This is a genomic window from Streptomyces sp. NPDC091209, assembly GCF_044757755.1.
In the GTDB taxonomy this organism is placed as follows: domain Bacteria; phylum Actinomycetota; class Actinomycetes; order Streptomycetales; family Streptomycetaceae; genus Streptomyces.
In genome coordinates, this window is record NZ_JBIVVR010000004.1 from 23,994 (window position 1) to 44,610 (window position 20,617).

Here is a 20,617-nt window from a genome sequence, read left to right on the forward strand (position 1 = left end):
GCCACCGGCGCGGCGGGCGCGGCGGTGCAGCTCAGCCGGGATGTGTCCCTGTACCGACCGCGATGCGTGACGTTGCGGCTGGGGAGACCTGGGACCTGGCGGACCCGCCGGACCCGCCCGTACCGGCGGCGGGACCGCCCGTGCCCGTCGTCCCTCCGGTGCCGGACGGCTCGTTCGGGCCGGTCCGGCCGTCCTCCCCGGTGACCTCGGGGTCGCGGGCGCGGCGCTTGGCGATCACCGCGCACACCATGAGCTGCATCTGGTGGAAGAGCATCAGCGGCAGCACGGCGAGCGAGGCGTGCGCGCCGAACAGGACGCCGGCCATGGGCAGGCCCGAGGCGAGCGACTTCTTGGACCCGGCGAACTGGATGGCGATCCGGTCCTCCCGGTTGAAGCGCAGGGCCTTCGCGCCGTACCAGGTCAGGAGGAGCATGACGCCGAGCAGCAGCGCCTCGACGACGAGGAGTCCCGCCAGCCGCACGGCGCTGACCTGGTGCCAGATGCCCTGCACCATGCCCTCGCTGAACGCGGTGTACACGACGAGCAGGATCGAGCCGCGGTCGACGTAGCCGAGGACCTTCTTGTGGCGGGTGATGAAGGCGCCGATCCAGGGGCGCAGCAGCTGCCCGGCCACGAACGGCACGAGCAGTTGCAGCACGATCCTGACCACTGAGTCGGCGGAGAACCCGCCGCCGCTGTTGCCGAGGAGGACCGCGGCGAGCAGCGGGGTGACGACGATGCCCGCGAGCGACGAGAAGGAGCCCGCGCAGATCGCGGCGGGCACGTTGCCGCGGGCGATGGAGGTGAAGGCGATGGACGACTGGATGGTCGACGGGACCAGCGTGAGGAAGAGCAGGCCGGTGTAGAGGTCGTGCGTCAGGAGCACCGGCTCCAGTCCGCGGGCGGCGAGGCCGAGGAGCGGGAACATCACGAAGGTGCAGATCAGCACCGTGCCGTGCAGCCGCCAGTGCTTGAGTCCGTCCACCGCCTCACGGGTGGACAGCCGCGCGCCGTAAAGGAAGAAGAGGAACGCGATGGCGGCCGTGGACGCGCCCGAGGCGACGTCGGCCGCCGTACCGCTCGCCGGGAACAGGGCGGCGAGGCCCACGGTCCCGAGCAGCAGCAGGATGTAGGGGTCGACCGGCATCCAGCTCGGCCACTGCAGGCGTTTCACGATGCTCCACTGCTCGGTTGCTCGGTTCGGTGCGGCTGATCGTCATCGGCGGATCGTGCCCTCTCCATCGTCCTCGCCCGGACCGCGATCGGGAATCCGTCATACCGCTCTGACTGTCATCACGTATCGCGATAACGTGGGGGTGTGTACGACCCTTCCCAGCTCCGTACGTTCCTGGCGGTGGCCCAGACGCTGAGCTTCACGCAGGCCGCCCGGCGGCTGGGGGTGCGCCAGTCCACGGTCAGCCAGCACGTACGGCGGCTGGAGGACGCGGCCGGGCGGCAGTTCTTCTCGCGCGACACACACTCCGTGGAGCTCACCGAGGACGGCGAGGCGATGCTCGGGTTCGCGCGGCGGATCCTGGAGGTGCAGGAGCAGGCCACGGCGTTCTTCACCGGGACACGGCTGCGCGGCCGGCTGCGCTTCGGCGCGTCCGAGGACTTCGTCCTGACCCGGCTGCCGGAGATCCTGGAGGGGTTCCGCTCCGACCATCCCGAGGTGGACCTGGAGCTGACGGTCGAGCTGTCCGGCACCCTCCACGAACAGCTCGCCGCCGGACATCTCGACCTGGTGCTGGCGAAACGGCGGCCGCAGGACCCGCGCGGCGAACTCGTCTGGCACGACCGCCTGGTGTGGATCGGCGCCCCGCGGCTGCGGCTGGACCCGGAACGCCCGGTCCCGCTGATCGTCTACCCTCCCCCGGGCATCACCCGCGCGCTCGCCCTCGAAGCGCTGGAACGCCAGGGCCGGCCGTGGCGCGTCGCCTGCACCAGCGGCAGTCTCAACGGGCTGATCGCGGCGGCCCGCGCGGGTCTCGGGGTGATGGCCCACTCACGGGGACTCGTGCCGCCCGGCCTGGTCCGGGTGCCGGAGCGAGCGGGGCTCCCGGAGCTCGGCGAGGTCGACTTCGTCCTGCTGCACGGCCACCGGCGGCCGTCCGCACAGGGGGCCGCGGACGCGCTCGCGACAGCGATCCTCGCGGGCGGGGACCGGCTGCACGGAGGGCAGCGGAGCTAAGAGGGAGCCAAGGGCTGTCCCGTGTCGCACGACAGCGTGTGCGGAGGTCCAGCGTCCGCACCGGGCCCGGAATCGGAGATTCCGAATCTGCCGACCGTGGCCTCTCGCTCCGGCGCCGGGTCGTAGCGATTCCGTGGAGATTGCGGACGCGAAACCTACGGACCCGTAAGGAGTTCTGTCCTACCCTTCCCCTTGTGTGTACATTTCAGTGGCTGACCTGTGTGGACACCGCACCCGTCGCCGGTTCGATCCCCCTCCCGTCCCGTCGAGCGGTGGGGTAGCTTTCACGGCGCTGTGCGGAGCGCCACGAGGAGCGGTATTGCGCGAGTTCACCAACCCCCCGTTGGCGTCGGCACCGCCGGTTGGCGGCCTGGCCGACGTCGTCTTCGACCATGCCCAGGAAGACCCGCTCCACATCGCGCTCGGCCGCAAGGACGAGCAGGGACAGTGGCGCGACGTCACCTCGGCCGAGTTCCGGGACGAGGTCCTGGCACTCGCCAAGGGCATGCTCGCCCAGGGCATCCGCTTCGGCGACCGGGTCGCCATCATGTGCCCCACCCGCTACGAGTGGACGCTCTTCGACTTCGCCCTGTGGACGATCGGCGCCCAGGTCGTGCCCGTCTACCCCACCTCCTCCGCCGAGCAGGTCTTCTGGATGCTGCACGACGCGCAGGTGTCGGCGGTCATGGTGGAGCACGAGGACCACGCGATGACCGTCGCCACGGTCGTCGACCGGCTCCCCCAGTTGCACAAGCTGTGGCAGCTCGACGTGGGCGCGGTGCACGAGCTGTACGAGGCGGGCGCGCACCTCGACGACGAGGTGGTCCACCGGCACCGCCGCGCGGTCACCCCCGAATCCATCGCGACGATCATCTACACCTCGGGCACCACCGGACGCCCCAAGGGCTGTGTCATCTCGCACGCGAACTTCATGTTCGAGGCGGACACCGTCATCACCCGCTGGGAACCCGTCTTCCACTCCAAGCGCGGTGACGAGGCCTCGACCCTGCTGTTCCTGCCGCTCGCGCACGTCTTCGGGCGGATGGTGCAGATCGCCGCGTTCCGCGGGAAGGTCAAGTTCGGGCACCAGCCTCAACTGAACGCGTCCGCGCTGCTGCCGGACCTGGCCGCGTTCCGGCCCACCTTCTTCCTGGCCGTGCCGTACATCTTCGAGAAGGTCTTCAACGCCGCCCGCCGCAAGGCCGAGAGGGAGGGCAAGGCCGGTCCCTTCGAGAAGGCCGTCGACGCCGCCGTGCGCTACGCGGACGCCGTCGAGTCCAAGGCCTGGGGCATCGGTCCGGGCCCCTCGGCGAGTCTGCGCATGCAGCACCAGGTCTTCGACAAGCTCGTCTACTCCAAGGTGCGGGCCGCGATGGGCGGCCGGGTCAGGCACGCGATGTCGGGCGGCTCGGCGATGGACCGGCGGCTCGGGCTGTTCTTCGCGGGCGCGGGCGTGACCATCTACGAGGGGTACGGGCTCACCGAGTCCACGGCCGCCGCGACCGCCAACCCGCCCGAGCTCACCCGGTTCGGCACCGTCGGCCAGGCGATCCCCGGCACCACCGTGCACATCGCGGACGACGGCGAGATCTGGCTGAACGGCGGCAATGTCTTCCAGGGCTACCTCAACAACGACAAGGCCACCGACGCCACCCTGCACGACGGCTGGCTCGCCACCGGCGACCTCGGGTCCCTGGACGAGGACGGCTACCTCACGATCACCGGGCGCAAGAAGGAGATCCTGGTGACCTCCGGCGGCAAGAGCGTCTCGCCGGGCGTGCTGGAGGAGCGGGTGCGCGACCATCCGCTGGTCGCCCAGTGCATAGTGGTCGGCAACGACCGGCCGTACATCGCCGCGCTCGTCACCCTCGACGCCGAGGCGGTCGAGCACTGGCTCCAGATGCGCGGCAAGCCGCCGCTGTCCGCCGGTGATCTGGTGCGCGACCCCGATCTGGAGACCGAGGTGCGGCGCGCCGTGGTCGCCGCGAACACGCTGGTCTCGCAGGCCGAGTCGATCCGAACGTTCCGGATCCTGGCCAACCAGTTCACCGAGGAGCACGGCCTGCTGACGCCGTCGCTGAAACTGAAGCGCCGGGCGATCGAGAAGGCGTACTCGGCGGAGGTCGAGGCGCTCTACCGGACGTAGTCCCGGGCCGGTCCGGACCCTCTCCGAGGACGAGGACTCATCACGCCGTCGCCCTTCACCCGTCCCGCTTCGGCCGACTCCCGCCTGGTTCTTCCTGCTTGCGCCGACTTTCTTGGGGTCACCTCCGGCTTCACTCCGGCTCTCCCGGCGCGATTGATCGGATTATTTCAGCCAATCTTCGATTCCTCGGGCCGGGAGGCCGGTCAGGAATGCATCACGGCCCGTGATCGTTGACGATACGAGTACCACCCGACGACTGAAGGATCGAGAGCTCGTGAGCAAGGTCCCCCCGATCATCCTGAACAACGGCGTCGAGATGCCGCAGCTGGGCTTCGGCGTCTGGCAGGTGCCGGACGACGAGGCGGAGCGAGCGGTCGCCACGGCGCTGGAGTCCGGGTACCGCAGCATCGACACAGCGGCGATCTACGGCAACGAGGAGGGCACCGGCAAGGCCGTCAACGCCTCCGGCATCGCCCGCGAGGAGCTCTTCGTCACCACCAAGCTCTGGAACAGCGACCAGGGGTACGACTCCGCCCTGCGCGCCTTCGACACCTCGCTGGCGAAACTCGGCCTGGACTATGTCGACCTGTACCTGATCCACTGGCCGACGCCGTCCCGGGGCACGTACGTCGACACGTTCAAGGCCTTCGAGAAGATCTACGCCGACGGCCGCGCCAAGGCCATCGGCACGTCGAACTTCCTGCCGGAGCACCTGGCGAAGCTGATCGACGAGACGTCCGTCATCCCGGCCGTCAACCAGATCGAGCTGCACCCGCACCTCCAGCAGCGCGCGGCCCGCGAGCTCCACGCCGAGCAGGGCATCGCGACCGAGGCCTGGTCACCGCTGGGCCAGGGCAAGGGCCTCCTGGAGGTGCCGGCGATCGTCGCCATCGCCCAGAAGCACGGCCGCACCCCGGCCCAGATCGTCCTGCGCTGGCACCTCCAGCTCGGCAACATCGTGATCCCGAAGTCCGTGACCCCGACCCGGATCAAGGAGAACATCGACGTCTTCGACTTCTCCCTGGACACCGAGGACATCGCGGCGATCTCGGCACTGAACGAGGACCGCCGGCTGGGCCCGGACCCCGCCGTCTTCGGCTGACCGCCCCGCCCGCACCACCGGGCCGCCGGCCGGGACGCCCACCGCGTCCGGGCCGGCGGCCTTTTCGCGTCCTTGGACCGGACCAAGTCGGCCACAGGTCTTGACGCGGTCATGCAAGGAGGGCCACTTTGTGTGGCAACCCGGTAAGGAAAGTTTCCTAACAGAAGGGTCCCCCACAGTGCGCACTCGAACACTGACCCTGTCCGCGGCCGTCGGCGCGGCGCTGCTCGCCGTCGCCACGCTCCCGGCCAGCGCCTCCGGCACCGCCAACCCCCGCTCGGCACAGGAGGGTTCGGTCAGCGCGGCCGCCCTCCTCGCCAAGGTGACGTCCTGCTCACAGATATCGAGCGGCAAGTACAAGACCGACGACGAGACCTCGGCCACCGTCCCCGTCTGCGGCAAGAACGGCGCCGTGTTCTGGAAGGCCGACATGGACATCGACTGCGACGGCCAGGTCACCAGCAAATGCAGTTCCGACACCGACCCCTGGTTCCAGGACGACACCGCCTTCCACCAGTCCAACGGCCAGGCGCTGCGCGCCGATTCACTGCCGTACGTCGTCGTGCCGAGCACCAGCAGCATCTGGAAGTACACGAGTTCGGGAATCAAGGGCGGCGGTGTCGTCGCCGTCGTCTACAACGGCAAGGTCGAGTACGCGGTGGTGGGCGACACCGGACCGACGAAGATCATCGGTGAGGCGTCGTACGCCACGGCGCACGCGCTGGGCATCGACCCCGACCCGGCGACGGGCGGGGCCGATTCGGGCGTGACGTACATCCTGTTCAAGAACTCGCAGGTGTCACCGATCGAGAGCCACAGCGCGGCCGTGTCGCTCGGGGACTCGCTGGCCAAGCAGTTCCTCGCGAACAACTGAGGCCCTGAACGGCGGGGTTGCCCATCGCCCCGTCCCGGATCGGACAAGCCCGACGGAGACACCGTCCCCGCCGGGCCCGGATCAGACGGGCTGGCCGATCGGGCGGACGACGACCGTGTTCACGTCGACGCCCGTCGGCTGTCCGACCGCCCAGACGATCGAGTCGGCGAGCTGGTCCGCCGTCAGCAGGTGCCCCGGCGGGAGGCTGCCGTAGCTGTCCCAGAACGGGGTCTCCACCCGGCCGGGCGAGATCAGGGTCACGCCCACGCCGTACTCGGTGACCTGGCGCCTGGTGTTCTCGGCGAGCCCGGTCACCGCCCACTTGGTCGCGCCGTAGATGTTGCCGGGCGTGTTCACATGCCCGGCAACGCTGCCGATCAGCACGATGCGGCCGCGGCTCGCCTTCAACGCGTCGATGGACGCCCTGATGAGCAGCGCGGGGCCCAGCACATTGGTCAGCACCATCTCGGACCAGCCGGCCGGATCGCCCTCCGCGACCGTGTCATGGGTGGCGAAACCGGCGTTGGCGACGACGGTGTCGAGCCGCCCGAACTCCTTGAGCGTCGCCTCGACCGCCGCCCGCACCTGCTCGTACTCGGCCGCGTGCCCGACGACCGTCAACAGCCCCTCGGGGTTGCCGAGTTCCTCGGCGAATCCACGCAGGCGCTCCTCCCCGCGACCGGTCACGGCCACCCGCTGCCCGGCGTCGAGCAGCCGGCGCGCGACAGCGGCCCCGATACCGCTGCCGCCTCCGGTGATGAGTGCGACAGGAGAGTCGGTCATGGTGTACCCCCAGGAGTGTCCGGCCGGCGCGGGCCGACTGTGCGGCGAACTCCGGGAGTTCATCACTTGGAGCACACTCGATGTCAAGGCCCGCCCGGCGGCCCCGCGGCCGGGTGACGTTCACCGGGACTACTCCGGTTTGACCCCCACGTACACCGTCATCGCCGTCAGCACGAACACGTCCGGGCGGTGGTGCACGCTCGCCTTGTCGTCCGGATCGAGGAGCCGGTCGAGCGTGGCGAGGTCCTGCGCGTCGAGCCCCTCGGCGAGGCCGTCGCGGCGGCGGGTGAGGACGGTGCCGACGAAGGCGCGGGCCTCGTCCGAGAGCGGGGCGGGGAGGTCGAGGAGGAACGTGCGGGTCGCCGTGTGCCGCAGGCCGACGGCGCTGAGCAGGGCGGGCCAGTCCTCCGTCTCCGCCACCGCTCCGGGCAGCTCGGCCCGCATGCGGGTGAACCACTCGTCGTGCACCGCGTCGATGCGGGACTCCAGGCCGGGCCGGCCGATGCCGGTGTCGCGCGGGAGGAAACGCGTGGGCAGACCGCCCTCCAGCAGGGCGAGGGTGCCGCCGGGTGCCAGGCTCCGGACGAAGCCCGCGAGCGCGGCCCGCTGGTCGCCGACATGGTGCAGCGACCTGCTGGCCCACAACAGGTCCGCGGGGTACTCCACGTCACCCACCCCCTCGGAGAGTTCGGCCTCGACCGTGCTGAAGCGGTCCGCGACGCCGAGCCGCTCGGCGCGGGCGCGGGCCTCCGCCAGCAGGGGTTCGACGCCGTCCACGGCGACGACCCGCGCGCCGGGGAACTTCTCGGCGAGCAGACAGGAGATGACCCCGGGACCGCTGCCCGCGTCCACGATCAGCCCCGGCTCGGGCCGCTGCTCCCGCAGCCACTCGGCCGCCTCGACGTACACCGGGGTGAACAGCTCCGCCTCCTGCACCAGCATGGGCAGCATCTCGGAGAAGTCCATGTGGGTGTGATCGTGTCCGTTCCCGTGGTGACGCGCGGGGCCGTGATCGTGATCGTGGTGGTCGGGTGCCATGGGACAAGCCTCTCTCTCGGGATGGGGACAGCGTGCGCCGCCACTCCCGGAAACAGCCAGTCGTGTTGCTCGAACGGCAAAAAGAGAGCGCCGCCGGAAAACCGGATGCGCCCGCGGGGACCCGTCACCGAGCATGGCCGCATGGACGACGTCACGCTGGAGCGCTTCCTCGAGGACGGCTTCGTGCGGATCGAGGGCGCCTTCCCGCCCCGGGTCGCATCGGACTGCGTCCGGCTGCTGTGGGAGGAGACGGGCTGCTCCCCGGAGGATCCCGCCACCTGGACCGAGCCCGTGCGCTGGATCTCCGGGATGGCCCAGGGCCCCTTCGCCGCCGCCGTCAACTCGCCCGCCCTGCACGAGGCGTTCGATCTGCTGCTCGGGGAGGGCCGCTGGGAGCCGCGCTACTCGCTGGGCAGTTTCCCGCTGCGTTTCCCGCACGAACAGGAGCCGGACGACGCGGGCTGGCACATCGAGGGAAGCTATCTGCCCGCGGGCGCGACCTGGTACCACACCAATCTGCGGTCCAGGGATCGCGCGCTGCTGATGCTGTTCCTGTTCACCGACGTGGGCCCCGAGGACGCCCCGACCCGCATCCGCGTCGGCTCGCATCTGGACGTGCCGCCGCTCCTGGAGCCGTACGGGGAGGAGGGGGTCTCGGGGCTGGACATCGCGCCGCGGCTGGTCGAGGCGTCGGCGCACCGGCCGGTCGCGTACGCCACCGGCCGGCCCGGCGACGTGTACCTGTGTCATCCGTTCCTGGTGCACGCGGCGCAGCCGCACCACGGGAGCCGGCCCCGGTTCATGGCGCAGCCGCCGCTGGCCCCGGCGGTGCCCCTGGAGCTGGAGCGGGCCGACGGGGACTACTCGGCGGTGGAGTTCGCGATCCGCCAGGGGCTGGGGAAGGGGAGCTGACCCCTGGCGGACCGCGCGTGCTCAGCCGGTCACAGGGCCGGGTACGCGTTCTTCATGAGCTCCTGGAACTGGGCGGAGAACCAGTGCCCGGAGAGCGGGGCGTTCGGCAGCGCGCCGGAGAGGCTGTTCCCGTTCCGGGCGTTGCCCGTGTACGTCGGGTCGCACATCCGGTCGAAGCCCTTGCCCTCGTCGTTCGCGATCGCCGTGCTGGAGCCGTCGGACTCGCCCGGAGGCTTCATCCACACATAGGCGTCGATGCCGGTCGCCGGTGCCGCCTGCGGCCGCTCGCCGAGGCCGGCGCCCGACTGGTTGCACCAGTTGCCGATGTGGATACGGCGGTCGTAGCGCCCTCCGTCGACGTACGCGTCGACGCTGGTCGTCGCGCCGGGTCCGGCGGGCCGGGCCGTGCCGCCCCAGCCGTTCCTGGAGGTGTCGATCAGCATGCCGATACCGGAGTTGAAGCCGACCGAGACGAGCTGGGTGCGGAAGGCCTGCGCGAAGGAGAGCTCGTCGACATAGCGGTTCCAGTCCACCCACTTGGACTGGCGCACCGAGGTGCCGTTCACCGTGTCGTTGATGGTGAAGTTGTTCTCCTTCAGGGCGCTGTAGTTCGCCGTGTTGGTGATGAAGCCCTGGACGTCGTTCACCGTCGCGCCCTCGGCGGTCGCCGCCTGCTTGAAGAGGGTGGCGGCGGGGGCGAAGTTGTCGTCCCAGCCGAGCCATCCGTGGTGGCCGGCGTCGAGGTAGTTGTAGACGTTCGGGATCGCGCCGAGCTTGGCGAGCGCGTAGCCGACGCCCTTCACGTAGTTGCCGTTGGCGAGCATGGTGTCGCAGTTCGCGGTGGCGGTGGCGCGGCTGCCGGTGTTGGTGACGAGGTTCGGCAGCGAGTCGATCTCGATGGTGGTGACGATCCGCAGCGAGGCGTACTTGCTGTCCGAGAGGATCGCCGCGATCGGGTCGATGAACTGCGTCTTGTACTTGTCGATGTCCGTCGGGCCGAGTTCGCCGTTGGAGGCGAGGGCGGCGCAGTCGCGTCCGGGCAGGTCGTAGACGACGAGTTGGACGACCTCTTCGCCGGTGCCCTTCTGGGCGAGTGCCGCGTCGAGGTGGGCGCGCAGGCCCATGCTGGTGGACGAGCCGTTGATCGCGGCGATCCGGTCGAGCCAGACGCCGGTGGGCTGGTTGGAGATCCGGCTGCCGCCGGTCTCGGCGGCGGCCTTCGCCGACCACTCCGGGTTCACGTACACCTTGGCGCCGGCGTACGGGTTGTCGACCTTGCCCGAGGGGTCGGTGCCGCCTCCGCCTCCCCCGCCGCCACTGCCGTCGTCGACGTTGCAGGTCACGCCGTCCAGCGTGAAGGCGGTGGGCAGCGCGTTGGTGCCGCTGTAGGAGCCGTTGAAGCCGAAGCTGACCGAACTCCCCGTGGCCAGGGTGCCGTTGTAGGTCTCGTTGTTCGCGGTGACGGCGGTGCCGCTCTGGGTGAGCTTGGTGTTCCAGTAGCTGGTGACCTTCTGGTTGCCGGCGTAGGCCCACTTCACCGACCAACTGGACTTGGCGGCGCTGTTGTTGGTGACGGTGACGGCGGCGGTGAAGCCGGTGTCCCACTGGCTCTGCACCTTGTAGTCGACGGTGCAGGGGATGGCGGCGACGGCCTTGGTGCCGACGTCCGCGGGGACCGCCGAGGCGGCGCCCGATCCCGCGGCGATCAGGGCGAGTGCCCCGAGGAGTGCTGTTCTTGCGCGGCTCATGTGCGGGTTCCCTATCCGTTGAGGGCGCGCAGGTGGTCGCGCAGCCCGATGCCGTAGGAGGTCGGAGTTCCGTCGTAGTTCGAGATCAGCGACGGACCGGAGGAACAGTCCCAGGTGTTCCAGGTCCAGCCGAGATAGGAGAGCCCCCGGTCGTCGAACCACTTCATGACGGTGTCGACGAAGGAGTGGGAGCAGGTGTTCTCCCCGATCTCCCCCGCCACGAGGGGGACCTGGGCCGCGACCGGGGCGAGTGTCGAGTTCCAGCAGCTCTCGCTCGCGCAGGTGTTGAAGTTGTAGCCGTGGTACGCGGCGACGAGATTGCCCGTGGGATCACTCGGTTTGTACGTCAGCCACTGGCTCAGGTCGTTGGAGTACGCGAGACCGCCGGCCAGGATCAGGTTCTTCGCGCCGGTGCCGCGTACCGCGTCGACCAGGCTCTGCATTCCGGCGACCGGGTAGGAGATGCCGGGGCAGGTGCCGCCGTCGCGCCAGCAGGTCCACGCCTGGGTGGTCGTGGAGGTCGCGCGGTCCGGGTAGGGCTCGTTGAACAGGTCGAACGCGACCGCCTGGTCGTCCTTGAAGGTGCTCGCGACCGAGGACCAGAAGGACGGGGTGTACTGCGCGTCGGGCATCGGTTTCTGGCAGGTGGCGTGCACGTCGGAACAGCCCGCCGAGTTGCCCGTGTACTGGCCGTACGTCCAGTGCAGATCGAGGACCGGGGTCATGCCGTGCGCCTCGACCCTGGCCACCAGGTCCTTGACCGCGGAGATGTAGTTGGCGCCGGCGTACTCCGGTTTGACGTTGGACAGGCCCAGCCAGCACTCCTCGTTCAGCGGGATGCGGACCGTGTTGACCTTCCAGTCGGCGATCGCCTTGACGGAGGCGTCGTCGACGGGACCGTCGAAGAAGCCGTAGCCCTGGACGCACATGAACTCGCCGCCGGAGCGGTTGACGCCGAGCAGCCTGCGGCCGGCTCCGGCGGAGTCGACCAGCTTGTTGCCCGAGACGTGCAGTTTCGGTGCCTCACCGCCGGTCGGCGGCGGGTCGGTCGGGGTGGGTGTGGGCGTGGGCGTCGGCTGGGCGTCCACATTGCAGGTGGTGCCGTTGAGCCGGAAGGCCGTCGGCACCGCGTTGCTTCCCGACCAGGAGGCGAGGAACCCGGCGCTGACGCTCGCGCCGGTGGCCAGCGAGCCGTTCCAGCTCTCGTTGGACGCGGTCACCGTCGTACCGGACTGGGACCACTTGGCGCTCCAGCCCTGGGTGACCTTCTGACCACCGGAGAAGTCGAAGCCGAGACTCCAACTGCTGAGCGCCGCCATGTTGTTGGTGATTTTCACGGCGCCCTGGAAGCCGGTGTCCCACTGGCCGGTGACCGAGTACTCCACCGTGCACGCGGGCGTTGCTCCCGAGGCCGTGACGACCGGCGCGACGGCCGTGCCCACAAGGGCGACCGCGGCGCCGATCACTAAGAGGGACAAACGCGGGGGGTGACGCATGAAGCGACTCCTTGCAGCTCTGACGCGCCGTGATCGACGCGTCGACTGATGGAACCGCTCCCACTGGTGCCGATGAAGCTAGCGCCAAGTTCCGTTGTTGGACAGAGGAGTTGCACTGTCGATCAATCGAATCATTTCGACTCTTCAAGCACCTTGACCCCTCACACCCCTCTCTCCAATATGGGAGCGCTCCCACTGGTTCAAGGCTTGTTGCTCCTCCCCCCATTCTCCGAGCCGCAAGGAGGAACCAGCACCATGGATCCCAGCCCTCGATGGAGACGTCGCCGCAGTTCACGGCGCCTGTGGACCGCCGTAGTGGCGGCTCTCGCCCTTCCGCTCGCGACTCTGGCGACCGGTACGACTCCCGCACACGCGGCCACCGTTCAGTGCAGCGTCGACTACAAGACCAACGACTGGGGCTCCGGCTTCACCGCGGATCTGACGATCACCAACCGGGGCACCGACGCCATCAACGGCTGGACCCTGACGTACGCCTACACGGGCAACCAGACGCTCACCAACGGCTGGAACGGGACCTGGTCCCAGTCGGGCAGGACGGTCACCGCGAAGAACGCGGCGTGGAACGGGACGATCGCCGCCGGGACCGCCGTGACCGCCGGCGCCCAGTTCACCTACAGCGGCACCAACACCGCGCCCGCGTCCTACGCCGTCAACGGCACCACCTGCACCGGTGCGCATCAACCGCCGGTCACCGTGCTGACCAGCCCCGCGGCGGGAGCCGTCTACACCCAGGGCGACGCCGTCCCGCTGGCCGCGACGGCCGCCGCGGCGGACGGGGCGACCGTCTCCAAGGTCGAGTTCTACGACGACACGACCCTGCTCGGCACCGACACCAGCTCACCGTTCACGCTGTCCGCGTCCGGACTGGCCGTCGGCAGTCACTCCCTCCTCGCGAAGGCCTACGACAGCCTGGGCGCGTCGGCGGAGTCCACGCCGGCCGGCATCACGGTCGCGGCGGGACCCGCGATCGTCGCATCGCCGACCCAACTCGGCGTCCAGCAGAGCAAGTCGGGGACATTCGCGGTGAAGCTCTCGACGCAGCCGAGCGCGAACGTGACGGTGGCGGTGGCCCGCACGGACGGGAACACCGGGCTGTCCGTGACCGGCGGTTCGAGTCTGACCTTCACTCCGTCCAACTGGAACACGGCCCAGACGGTGACGATCACCGCCGACGCCTCGGGCACGGGGTCCGCGACCTTCACCGCCTCGGCGACCGGCCAGGCCAAGGCCACCGTCACCGTGACGGAACTGGCCGCGACGAAGGCGTACGACGCGCGTTTCCTGGACCTGTACGGCAAGATCACCAACCCGGCGAACGGCTACTTCTCCCCCGAGGGCATTCCCTACCACTCGGTGGAGACACTGATCGTCGAGGCGCCCGACCAGGGACACGAGACGACGTCGGAGGCGTACAGCTATCTGATCTGGCTGCAGGCGATGTACGGGAAGGTCACCGGCGACTGGTCCAAGTTCAACGCCGCGTGGACGACCATGGAGACGTACATGATCCCCACCCACGCCGACCAGCCGACGAACTCCTTCTACAACGCCTCCAAGCCGGCCACCTACGCGCCCGAGCTCGACACTCCGAACGAGTATCCGGCCAAGCTCGACACCGGTGTCTCGGTCGGCTCCGACCCGATCGCCGCCGAGCTGAAGAGCGCGTACGGCACGGACGACGTCTACGGCATGCACTGGCTCCAGGACGTGGACAACACCTACGGCTACGGCAACGAGCCCGGCAAGTGCGAGGCGGGTCCGACCGCGACCGGTCCGTCGTACATCAACACCTTCCAGCGCGGTGCGCAGGAGTCGGTGTGGGAGACGGTGCCGCAGCCGACCTGCGACGCCTTCAAGTACGGCGGCAAGAACGGGTACTTGGACCTCTTCACCGGGGACTCCTCGTACGCGAAGCAGTGGAAGTACACGGACGCTCCGGACGCCGACGCGCGTGCGGTGCAGGCCGCCTACTGGGCCGATGTGTGGGCCAAGGCGCAGGGCAAGAGCGCCGACGTCTCGACGACCGTCGGCAAGGCGGCGAAGATGGGCGACTATCTGCGCTACGCCATGTACGACAAGTACTTCAAGAAAATAGGCAATTGCGTCGGACCGACGACCTGCCCTGCGGGTACCGGCAAGGACGCCTCGCACTATCTGCTCTCCTGGTACTACGCCTGGGGCGGCGCGAACGACACCTCGGCGGGCTGGGCCTGGCGCATCGGCTCCAGCCACACCCACGGCGGCTACCAGAACCCGCTGGCCGCCTACGCGCTCAGCACCAACGCCGACCTGAAGCCCAAGTCGGCGACGGGCGCCTCGGACTGGGCCACCTCGCTGACCCGCCAACTGGAGTTCTACCGCTGGCTCCAGTCGAACGAGGGTGCCATCGCGGGCGGCGCCACCAACAGCTGGGCCGGCCGTTACGCGACGCCTCCCGCCGGGACGCCGACCTTCTACGGCATGTACTACGACCAGCAGCCGGTGTACCACGACCCGCCGTCCAACCAGTGGTTCGGCTTCCAGGCGTGGTCCATGGAGCGGGTCGCCGAGTACTACCAGCAGACGGGGAACGCGAGCGCCAAGGCGGTCCTCGACAAGTGGGTCGCCTGGGCACTGTCCAAGACCACGATCAACCCGGACGGCACCTACCAGATCCCCTCCACGCTCCAGTGGTCCGGCGCCCCGGACACCTGGAACGCGTCAAGTCCCGGCGCCAACAGCGGACTTCACGTAACCGTAGCCGACTACACGAACGACGTCGGGGTGGCCGCCGCGTACGCCAAGACCCTGTCGTACTACGCCGCCAAGTCCGGCAACACCCAGGCGAAGACGACGGCCAAGGCGCTCCTCGACGGCATGTGGAACAACTACCAGGACGGTCTGGGCATAGCCGTCCCGGAGACCCGCGCCGACTACAACCGCTTCAACGACAGCGTGTACGTGCCGAGCACCTTCACCGGCACGATGCCGAACGGCGACGCGGTCAACTCCGCCTCGACCTTCGCCTCGTTGCGGTCCTTCTACAAGAACGACCCGGCCTGGTCGAAGATCCAGAGCTATCTGGCGGGCGGCGCCGCGCCCTCCTTCACGTACCACCGGTTCTGGGCGCAGGCGGACATCGCCCTCGCCATGGGTTCGTACGCGGAGCTTCTCGAATAGTCCCCGCTGTGGCTCCGCGTACGCGGCCCTGTCCCTGACGGCAGGGCCACCGGCCGGGCGGCCCCTCACCGCACTGAGGGCCGCCCGGCCATCACATGTTCCGCCCCAACTCCGTTGCTATTCCCTCCTTTTCCTCCCCTTTCCCCCATCGTTTCCGGAGAGGACCCACCGTGCGAAGAACCCGCATCCTCACGGCCGTACTCGCCCTCGCCGCCGGACTGCTGGCCGGCACCCCGCCCGCACTGGCCGCGAGCTCCCCCACGGCAGTCGTCGCGGCCGACACGTACACCTGGAAGAACGCCCGCATCGACGGCGGCGGCTTCGTTCCCGGCATCGTCTTCAACCGCTCCGAGAAGAACCTCGCCTACGCCCGTACGGACATCGGAGGCGCCTATCGCTGGGTCCAGGCGTCCAAGAGCTGGACCCCGCTGCTCGACTCGGTCGGCTGGAACGAGTGGGGCCACTCCGGCGTCGTCAGCCTCGCCTCCGACTCCGTCGACCCGAACAACGTGTACGCGGCGGTCGGCACGTACACCAACAGCTGGGACCCGACGAACGGGGCCGTTCTGCGCTCCGCCGACCGGGGCGCGAGCTGGCAGAAGGCCGACCTTCCCTTCAAGCTGGGCGGCAACATGCCCGGACGCGGCATGGGTGAGCGGCTGGCCGTCGACCCCAACAAGAACAACGTGCTGTATCTCGGCGCGCCCAGCGGCAAGGGCCTGTGGAAGTCCACGGACTCCGGAGCCAGTTGGTCGCAGGTCACCGGCTTCCCGAACGTCGGCGACTATGTGCAGGACGCGACCGACACCAGCGGCTACGCCTCCGACAACCAGGGCATCGTGTGGGTCACCTTCGACGAGTCGACCGGCACCTCGGGCAGCGCCACGCAGGCGATCTACGTGGGGGTCGCCGACAAGGACAACGCGGTCTACCGCTCGACGGACGGCGGGGCGACCTGGTCCCGGCTCGCGGGTCAGCCCACCGGCTACCTCGCCCACAAAGGCGTCCTCGACGCGGTGAACGGCTACCTCTATCTCGCCTACAGCGACAAGGGCGGCCCGTACGACGGCGGCAAGGGCCAGTTGTGGCGGTACGCGACCCGGACCGGGACGTGGACGAACATCAGTCCGGTCGCGGAGGCCGACACCTATTACGGGTTCAGCGGGCTGAGTGTCGACCGGCAGCACCCCGGCACCGTGATGGCGACGGCGTACAGCTCCTGGTGGCCGGACACCCAGATCTTCCGGTCCACCGACAGCGGCGGGACCTGGACCAAGGCGTGGGACTACACGTCGTACCCCAACCGCTCGAACCGCTACACGATGGACGTCTCGTCCGTGCCCTGGCTGACCTTCGGCGCGAATCCCTCGCCGCCCGAACAGACGCCCAAGCTCGGCTGGATGACCGAGGGGTTGGAGATCGACCCGTTCGACTCCGCCCGGATGATGTACGGGACGGGCGCGACGATCTACGGCACCGAGAACCTCACCAACTGGGACACCGGAAGCCAGTTCACCGTCAAGCCCATGGTCCAGGGTCTGGAGGAGACGGCCGTCAACGACCTCGCCTCGCCCCCGTCGGGCGCCCCCCTCCTCAGCGCGCTCGGTGACATCGGCGGCTTCCGGCACAGGGACCTCACCAAGGTCCCGTCGATGATGTACACCTCGCCGAACCTCACCACCACGACCAGCCTCGACTACGCCGAGTCCAACCCGAACACGGTGGTCCGCGTCGGCAACCTCGACTCCGGGCCGCACATCGGTTTCTCGACGGACAACGGCGCCAACTGGTTCGCGGGCAGCGACCCTTCGGGAGTCACCGGCGGCGGAACGGTCGCCGCGGCCTCCGACGGCAGCCGCTTCGTGTGGAGCCCGGCCGGCACCGGGGTGCGGTACACCACCGGGTTCGGTACGTCGTGGTCCGCGTCGAGCGGCATCCCCTCCGGCGCGGTCGTCGAGTCGGACCGGGTCGACCCGAAGACGTTCTACGGCTTCAAGTCGGGCACGTTCTACGTCAGTTCGGACGGCGGCGCGACCTTCACGGCGTCCTCGGCCGGCAGTCTGCCGAGCGGGGACAGCGTGCGCTTCAAGGCGCTGCCGGGCACCAAGGGCGATGTCTGGCTCGCGGGCGGCGCGAGCGACGGCGCGTACGGACTGTGGCACTCGACGGACGGTGGCGCGAACTTCGTCAAGCTGTCGAACGTCGAGCAGGCCGACACCATCGGCTTCGGCAAGGCGGCCACCGGTGCCTCGTACCAGACGCTCTACAGCAGCGCGAAGATCGGGGGCGTCCGCGGGATCTTCCGCTCCACGGACGAGGGCGCGACCTGGACACGCATCAACGACGATGCCCACCAGTGGGGTTGGACGGGGGCCGCCATCACCGGGGACCCGCGGATATACGGGCGGGTGTACGTCGCGACGAACGGGCGCGGGATCGTCTACGGCGACAGCTCGGACACCGGGGACGGTGGCGGGGGTGGCGGTACGGACCCGACGCCGCCACCGACGGGGGCCTGCACGGTGACGTACAAGATCACGAACCAGTGGTCGGGTGGTTTCCAGGCCGACGTGTCACTGGCCAACACCGGCTCCACCGCCTGGACCGGCTGGACACTGGGCTGGACCTTCCCGGACGGCCAGAAGATCACCCAGCTCTGGAACGCCGACTACACCCAGTCGGGCGCGACCGTCACGGCGAAGAACCTGACCTGGAACGCGCACGTGGCACCGGGGTCGACCGTGGGCTTCGGCTTCACGGGGAGCTGGACGGGGGCCAACACGAATCCCGGGTCCTTCAAACTGGGGGACCAGACCTGCGCGGTGAGTTGACCTTCTCGTCCGCCACCCACAGGGGCGCGTGTCCGTCGGACGCGCGCCCCACCCAGGATGATCACAACTACGTCACCACCTTCACTTTCCACTCACACTCTCTTCACATCGCCCGATATCGTCGCCCCACCACGAACCATCCCTGGGGGGACCATGTCGTACAACCAGCAGCCGCCGTACGGATACGGACGGGCGCCCGTGCCGCCCGGGCCCGCACCGCGGCCGGCCGGACCGCGTTGGGCGCGCAAGCGCTACGTACTGCCCGCGATCGCCTTCGCGTTCCTCGTCGGCATCGGCGCCGGCGGCGGTGACAGCAGTGGCAACGACAGCGGCCAGAAGAACACCACGAAGGCCGCGGCCGCCAAGGTGCAGCCGGCCCCCACCGTCACCATCACGACGACGGCCACCGCGACGGCAACGGCGACCGCGAAGCCGAAGCCGGCACCGACGGTGACCGCGACGAAGACGGTCAAGGTGAGCGTCACCGTCACCGCGAGAGCCGCCTCAGGCAGCGGCGGCTCCGGAGGCGGCAGCGGCAGCGGCAGCGGCAGCGGCAGCGGCAGCGGCAGCGGCACCAGCGTCAGCACCTGCTCGATCACCTCCAACGCCGGCAACTGCTACTCGGCGGGCCAGTACTGCCGCAACAGCGACCACGGCGCCAGCACGACCACCGCGGGCGGCACCAGGATCACCTGCTCGTACCGCTCCGGAGGCTGGCGCTGGACCTACAGCTGACGCCGACGCCCTCGCAGAGACAGCCCACTCGACATCACCTGGGACACGACGAGGATCAAGAGGTCCGTCCCGTTGCGTCGAGTGGCATTTCGTGACCTCTCCCAGAGGCCCCTACGGTCGGATTCATGAATGGGAATCTACGGACGGCCGAAGAACTCGCGGCTGACTTACGTGCCGGTGAAGTGACCTCGGCGGAACTGACCGACGCCGCGATCGCCCGAATCGAGCGGGACGACAAGGCGATCAACGCGATCTGTGTGCCGGACTTCGACCGTGCGCGGGCCGCCGCGCGCGGTGCCGACCGGGCTCGCGCCCGCGGCGAGGACCGGCCGCTGCTCGGTATTCCGGTGACGGTCAAAGAGTCCTACAACATGGCTGGGCTGCCCACGACCTGGGGCATGCCGCAACACCGGGACTACATGCCGGCCGAGGACGCGGTGCAGGTGTCGCGGCTCAAGGCCGCGGGCGCGGTGGTGCTGGGTAAGACCAATGTGCCTTTTGGGCTGCAAGATATCCAGAGCTTCAACGAGATCTACGGCACCACCAACAACCCGTGGGATCACGGCCGCACGCCGGGTGGTTCCTCCGGCGGATCAGCGGCGGCCCTGGCGTCCGGATTCGGCGCGCTGTCCATCGGCTCCGACCTCGCCGGTTCGCTGCGCACCCCCGCGCATTTCTGCGGCATCTATGCGCACAAGCCGACACTCGGGCTGGCGGCGGCCCGCGGTATGGTACCGCCGCCCACGCCGGCATTGCCGGTCGACCTCGACCTCGCCGTCGTCGGCCCGATGGCGCGTACTGCCCGCGACCTCACGCTTCTGCTCGACGTGATGGCCGGACCGGACCCGCTGACGCTGGGTGTGGCGCACCAGGTGACGCTCCCGCCCGCGCGCCACGAACGGCTGAGCGACTTCCGGGTCCTGGTCCTCGACCAGCATCCGCTCATCCCCACCGGGGCCGCTGTGCGGGCGGGCGTGAACCGGGTGGCCGACGCCCTTGTCGACGGCGGCGCCCGCGTCGAACGGCACAGTCCGCTGCTGCCCGATCTGACCGAAGCCGCGTTGCTCTACACGCAGTTGCTGTTCTCGGGCTCCGTCGCGCGCTTTCCCATCGAAGCGTACGAGGAACTGCGGGCCCGCGCCGCCCGACTGGGCGTGGACGACCGGAGTCTCGACGCGGCGCGGCTGCGCGGCATGGTGTTCAGCCACCGCGACTGGATCGAGGCGAACAGCCGTCGCGAGCTCCACCGCCACGGCTGGCGGCAGTTCTTCGCCGAGTTCGACGCCGTGGTGTGTCCCGTCACGCCCACTCCCGCGTTCCCGCACGACCACAACCCCGATCCGAGGGAACGCTGCCTCGACATCGACGGCGTCGAGTACCCGTACTTCGACCAGCTCGTCTGGGCCGGTCTGCCCACCATGCCCGGCCTGCCCGCCACCGCAGTACCGGCGGACCGGTCCCCCGAGGGGCTGCCGGTGGGGGTTCAGCTCATGGGTCCGATGTTCGAGGACCGCACCCCGCTGCGGCTGGCCGAACTGCTCGAGGAGAGGATCGGCGGCTTCCGGGCACAGAAGTAGGGGC

At 69.5% G+C, this 20,617-nt stretch carries 14 protein-coding genes; 9 read left to right on the forward strand and 5 right to left on the reverse strand.

What is annotated here, in order from left to right; translation table 11 throughout:
* Positions 1-31: 31 nt before the first annotated feature.
* Positions 32-1,147, reverse strand: coding sequence for a bile acid:sodium symporter family protein (locus ACIQRL_RS13045; RefSeq protein WP_401331728.1), 1,116 nt, complete (start codon positions 1,145-1,147; stop codon positions 32-34).
* A 171-nt stretch (positions 1,148-1,318) separates the two neighbouring features.
* Between ACIQRL_RS13045 and ACIQRL_RS13050 the strand changes: the two genes are divergently transcribed.
* From ACIQRL_RS13050 to ACIQRL_RS13065, 4 genes are all read left to right on the forward strand, one after another.
* Complete coding sequence (locus tag ACIQRL_RS13050) at positions 1,319-2,191, forward strand: LysR substrate-binding domain-containing protein (RefSeq protein WP_401330907.1); 873 nt, start codon at positions 1,319-1,321, stop codon at positions 2,189-2,191.
* A gap of 319 nt (positions 2,192-2,510) precedes the next feature.
* Positions 2,511-4,337 carry an AMP-dependent synthetase/ligase gene (locus tag ACIQRL_RS13055; RefSeq protein ID WP_401330909.1) on the forward strand — a complete coding sequence of 609 codons (1,827 nt, stop codon included), beginning with the start codon at positions 2,511-2,513 and terminating at the stop codon, positions 4,335-4,337.
* Positions 4,338-4,653: 316 nt separating this feature from the next.
* Positions 4,654-5,439 carry an aldo/keto reductase gene (locus tag ACIQRL_RS13060; protein WP_401331729.1) on the forward strand — a complete coding sequence of 262 codons (786 nt, stop codon included), beginning with the start codon at positions 4,654-4,656 and terminating at the stop codon, positions 5,437-5,439.
* Between the two features lie 178 nt (positions 5,440-5,617).
* The gene (locus ACIQRL_RS13065) at positions 5,618-6,313 is read left to right on the forward strand and encodes a glycoside hydrolase family 75 protein (RefSeq protein ID WP_401330911.1); all 696 of its coding nucleotides are present in this window, start codon (positions 5,618-5,620) and stop codon (positions 6,311-6,313) included.
* 81 nt (positions 6,314-6,394) lie between these two features.
* Here ACIQRL_RS13065 and ACIQRL_RS13070 read toward each other — a convergent pair whose 3' ends face one another.
* Both ACIQRL_RS13070 and ACIQRL_RS13075 read right to left on the reverse strand, forming a co-directional pair.
* The gene (locus tag ACIQRL_RS13070) at positions 6,395-7,096 is read right to left on the reverse strand and encodes an SDR family oxidoreductase (RefSeq protein ID WP_401330913.1); all 702 of its coding nucleotides are present in this window, start codon (positions 7,094-7,096) and stop codon (positions 6,395-6,397) included.
* A gap of 129 nt (positions 7,097-7,225) precedes the next feature.
* Positions 7,226-8,134 (reverse strand): class I SAM-dependent methyltransferase, encoded by a 909-nt coding sequence (locus tag ACIQRL_RS13075; RefSeq protein ID WP_401330915.1) that lies wholly within the window; start codon positions 8,132-8,134, stop codon positions 7,226-7,228.
* 141 nt (positions 8,135-8,275) lie between these two features.
* Between ACIQRL_RS13075 and ACIQRL_RS13080 the strand changes: the two genes are divergently transcribed.
* On the forward strand, positions 8,276-9,046 hold the full coding sequence (locus tag ACIQRL_RS13080) for a phytanoyl-CoA dioxygenase family protein (protein WP_401330917.1): 771 nt from the start codon (positions 8,276-8,278) through the stop codon (positions 9,044-9,046).
* A 29-nt stretch (positions 9,047-9,075) separates the two neighbouring features.
* On the opposite strand, the gene ACIQRL_RS13085 is transcribed toward ACIQRL_RS13080, so the two are convergent.
* Positions 9,076-10,794: a glycoside hydrolase family 6 protein gene (locus tag ACIQRL_RS13085; protein WP_401330919.1), complete on the reverse strand. Its 1,719-nt coding sequence runs from the start codon at positions 10,792-10,794 to the stop codon at positions 9,076-9,078.
* A gap of 11 nt (positions 10,795-10,805) precedes the next feature.
* Positions 10,806-12,290 carry a cellulase family glycosylhydrolase gene (locus ACIQRL_RS13090; protein WP_401330921.1) on the reverse strand — a complete coding sequence of 495 codons (1,485 nt, stop codon included), beginning with the start codon at positions 12,288-12,290 and terminating at the stop codon, positions 10,806-10,808.
* Positions 12,291-12,545: 255 nt separating this feature from the next.
* Here ACIQRL_RS13090 and ACIQRL_RS13095 point away from each other — a divergent pair, with 255 nt between their 5' ends.
* From ACIQRL_RS13095 to ACIQRL_RS13110, 4 genes are all read left to right on the forward strand, one after another.
* Positions 12,546-15,470 carry a glycoside hydrolase family 48 protein gene (locus ACIQRL_RS13095; protein WP_401330923.1) on the forward strand — a complete coding sequence of 975 codons (2,925 nt, stop codon included), beginning with the start codon at positions 12,546-12,548 and terminating at the stop codon, positions 15,468-15,470.
* Between the two features lie 170 nt (positions 15,471-15,640).
* Entirely contained in the window at positions 15,641-18,301 is a 2,661-nt protein-coding gene (locus ACIQRL_RS13100) for a cellulose binding domain-containing protein (protein ID WP_401330925.1), read from the forward strand.
* A gap of 153 nt (positions 18,302-18,454) precedes the next feature.
* On the forward strand, positions 18,455-19,036 hold the full coding sequence (locus ACIQRL_RS13105; RefSeq protein ID WP_401330927.1) for a hypothetical protein: 582 nt from the start codon (positions 18,455-18,457) through the stop codon (positions 19,034-19,036).
* Between the two features lie 125 nt (positions 19,037-19,161).
* The gene (locus ACIQRL_RS13110; RefSeq protein WP_401330929.1) at positions 19,162-20,613 is read left to right on the forward strand and encodes an amidase; all 1,452 of its coding nucleotides are present in this window, start codon (positions 19,162-19,164) and stop codon (positions 20,611-20,613) included.
* Positions 20,614-20,617 lie beyond the last annotated feature (4 nt).